Here is a 3,414-nt window from a genome sequence, read left to right as displayed (position 1 = left end):
CATCGCCGGATCCAGCGGCGGCGCGCTGCGCACGTCGAAGCCCGGGATCAGCACCAGCGCCATCTCGAGGATGATGACCACGCCGACCAGCGCCGCCACCGGGAAGTGCTTCCAGAAACCCTCGCGCAGCGCGTCGGTGTTCATGTCGAGCATCATCACGACGAACAGGAACAGCACCATCACCGCGCCGACGTAGACGAGCACCAGCGCGATGGCGAGGAACTCGGCGTGCAGCAGCATCCACACGCAGGCCGCGTTGAAGAAGGCGAGCACGAGGTACAGCGCCGCGTAGACCGGCGTGCGCGAGGTGATGACGCGGAAGGCCGCGAACAGCAGCACCGCCGAGAAGACGTAGAAGAGCGCGGTTTGGATGTCCATGTTGTTCTTGCAGGCGCTGTCGCGCTGCCGCCGGCGGCGGTCAGCGGTACTTGGCGTCCGCCTCCTTGTTGGCCGCGATCTCGCGCTCGTAGCGGTCGCCCACCGCGAGCAGCATGTCCTTGGTGAAGTACAGGTCGCCGCGCTTCTCGCCGTGGTACTCGAAGATGTGCGTCTCGACGATCGAGTCGACCGGACAGCTTTCCTCGCAGAAGCCGCAGAAGATGCACTTGGTCAGGTCGATGTCGTAGCGCGTGGTGCGGCGCGAGCCGTCGGCGCGCACGTCGCTCTCAATGGTGATCGCCATCGCCGGGCACACCGCCTCGCACAGCTTGCAGGCGATGCAGCGTTCCTCGCCGTTCTCGTAGCGGCGCAGCGCATGCAGGCCGCGGAAGCGCGGGCTCAGCGGCGTCTTCTCTTCCGGGAACTGGATGGTGATCTTGCGCTGGAAGAAATGCCGCCCGGTGAGCTTGAAGCCCTTGAGCAGTTCCAGCAGGAAGAAGCTGGAGACGAAGTCCTTGAGGGTGGAAGCCTGTGCCATGGCGCGGTCCTTACTTCCAGATGTTCCAGGGCGACTGGATCCACAGGCCGACCACGACCAGCCAGATCAGCGTCACCGGGATGAAGATCTTCCAGCCCAGGCGCATGATCTGGTCGTAGCGGTAGCGCGGGAAGCTCGCACGCACCCAGAGGAACAGCGTGCAGATCATGAACGTCTTGATGCCCAGCCAGATCCAGCCGGGGATCCAGTTGAACAGCGCACTGTCGATCGGCGGCAGCCAGCCGCCGAGGAACAGGATCGCCGCCAGCGTGGAGACCAGGATGATGTTGGCGTACTCCGCGAGGAAGAACATCGCGAACGACATGCCCGAGTACTCGACCATGTGGCCGGCGACGATCTCCGACTCGCCTTCCACCACGTCGAACGGATGGCGGTTGGTCTCGGCGATGCCGGCGATCACGTAGACGACGAAGATAGGCAGCAGCGGCAGCCAGTTCCAGGACATGAAGTTCAGGCCCATCGCCGCGAACTGACCCTTGCCCTGGCTCAGCACGATGTCGGTCATGTTCATGCTGGCCGAGACCATCAGCACGACCACCAGCGCGAAGCCCATCGCGATCTCGTACGACACCATCTGCGCCGAGGCGCGCAGCGCGCCGAGGAAGGCGTACTTCGAGTTCGAGGCCCAGCCGGCGATGATGACGCCGTAGACCTCCATCGAGGTGATGGCCATCAGGAACAGCAGGCCGGCGTTGATATTGGCCAGCGCGACCTCGGGCCCGAACGGCACGACCGCCCAGGCGGCCAGCGCCGGCATGATGGTCATGATGGGGCCAAGGAAGAACAGGCCCTTGTTGGCCGCCGTCGGGACGATGATCTCCTTGAAGATCAGCTTCACCGCATCGGCGATCGGCTGCAGCCAGCCGCGCGGACCGACCCGGTTGGGGCCTAGGCGGATCTGGGTGTAGCCGATGCCCACGCGCTCCCAGAGCGTCAGGTAGGCCACGCAGATCATCAGTGGCAGCACCAGCGCGACGATCTTGACGAGGGTCCAGACCACCGGCCAGGCGGGGCCGAGCAGCGAGGAACCGAAGGTGGTGACGGTGTCGAGCATCGTGCGCCTCAGGCTTTCTCGACCGTGACGGCGCCGAAGGCGGCGCCGAGCGTGGCGGTGTCGGGGTGTCCGGCGGGAGCACGCACGGTGCCGGCGGCCAGCGTGGCATCGAGCTGCGCAGGCAGCAGGGCACTGGCGGCACCCTGGCTCACGCGGACCCGGTCACCGGCAGCCAGGCCGAGCTGCTGCCACAGGGCGGCGGGCAGGCTGGCCTGCGGCGCGCGCGCATCGGCGGTGTGTTGCAGCGCGGGGGCGCGGCGCACCAGCGAATCGGCGCTGTAGATCGGCACGTCGGCGATGCGCTGCAGGCCGGCAATGGCCGGTTGCGTCGCAACCGCGGCGGCGCAGCCGTTGTCCAGGCGCGCCGCGATGCCGGAGCCGTCGCCCAGCGCCTCGGCGCGCACCTGTTCGGAAGTCTCGAACTCGAAGCCCGACAGGCCGAGCATGTTGCCGAGCACGCGCAGCACCTTCCAGGCCGGGCGCGTCTCGCCCAGCGGCTTGACGACACCGTGGAAGCTCTGCAGTCGGCCTTCGGCGTTGACGAAGCTGCCCGAGGTCTCGGTGAAGGGCGCGACCGGCAGCAGCACGTCGGCGACGTCGAGCAAGGCGGTGCTCTTGAAGGCGCTCATGGCGACGACCATCTCGGCTTTCCCGAGCGCGGCTTGGGCGGCGCTCGGGTCGGCGGCGTCGAAGGCGGGCTCGACGTCGAGCAGCAGCGCAGCCTTCAGCGAGCCGGCGCTCAGCATCTGCCCGGCGTTCAGGCCGCCCTGGCCCGGCTGGACGTTGACGAGCTGCGCACCCACCGTGTTGGCGGCCTCGGTGAGGTAGCCCACCGCCGCGCCGGTCTGCGCGGCGATCCAGTTCGCCAGCGACAGCAGCGATGCGGCCTGCGGATGCTGGGCGGCGGCATTGCCGAGCAGCACCGCCTTGCGCTCGCCGGACAGCAGCGAATCGGCAATGGCCTTTGCCTCGCTGCCGGCGTTCCCGGCGGCTGGCGCAGCGACACCCTTCGCGGCCGCGACGGCCGCTGCGATGTCGGCCAGCGACTGCACCCAGGCCGACGGTGCGGCGACCAGCCGCGTGCCCATGGGCATGAGCCAGTCATCGGCCAGCGCATGCAGGCTGTGCACCTGCGCGCCCTTGCGCGCCGCCTGGCGGATGCGCTGTGCGAACAGCGGATGATCCTTGCGCAGGAACGAACCGATCACCAGCACGCGCTGCAGGTTCGACAGCGCGGCGATCGGCAGGCCCAGCCAGCGTGCCTTGCCGGCCGGCGCCGCGGCGCCGAAGTCGGCGTGGCGGGTGCGGTGGTCGACGTTTTCGCTGCCCAGGGCGCGCACCAGCTTGGCCAGCAGGTGCAGTTCCTCGACCGTGGCATGGGCCGAGCCGAGCGCACCGATGGCGCCGGGGCCGTGGTCGATCT

Annotated in this window: 4 protein-coding genes; all 4 read right to left on the bottom strand. The window is 68.4% G+C overall.

All coding sequences use genetic code 11. The annotated features are described in order from the left end of the window. The coding region (locus AB7U92_RS24180) for an NADH-quinone oxidoreductase subunit J (protein ID WP_428582921.1) at positions 1 to 378 on the bottom strand (378 nt) is incomplete at its 3' end. 40 nt (positions 379 to 418) lie between these two features. Beyond that, entirely contained in the window at positions 419 to 916 is a 498-nt protein-coding gene (gene nuoI, locus AB7U92_RS24175) for an NADH-quinone oxidoreductase subunit NuoI (protein ID WP_428582919.1), read from the bottom strand. A 10-nt stretch (positions 917 to 926) separates the two neighbouring features. After that, the gene (gene nuoH / locus AB7U92_RS24170) at positions 927 to 1,991 is read right to left on the bottom strand and encodes an NADH-quinone oxidoreductase subunit NuoH (RefSeq protein ID WP_428582917.1); all 1,065 of its coding nucleotides are present in this window, start codon (positions 1,989 to 1,991) and stop codon (positions 927 to 929) included. Between the two features lie 8 nt (positions 1,992 to 1,999). Continuing rightward, positions 2,000 to 3,414, bottom strand: a 1,415-nt coding sequence (locus AB7U92_RS24165) for a molybdopterin-dependent oxidoreductase (protein WP_428582915.1), incomplete at its 5' end; no start/stop codon positions are given.

Origin of the sequence: Piscinibacter sp. (genome assembly GCF_050175855.1) — a bacterium.
GTDB lineage: Bacteria > Pseudomonadota > Gammaproteobacteria > Burkholderiales > Burkholderiaceae_C > Piscinibacter.
This window is presented reverse-complemented; position numbering and strand designations above follow the sequence as displayed.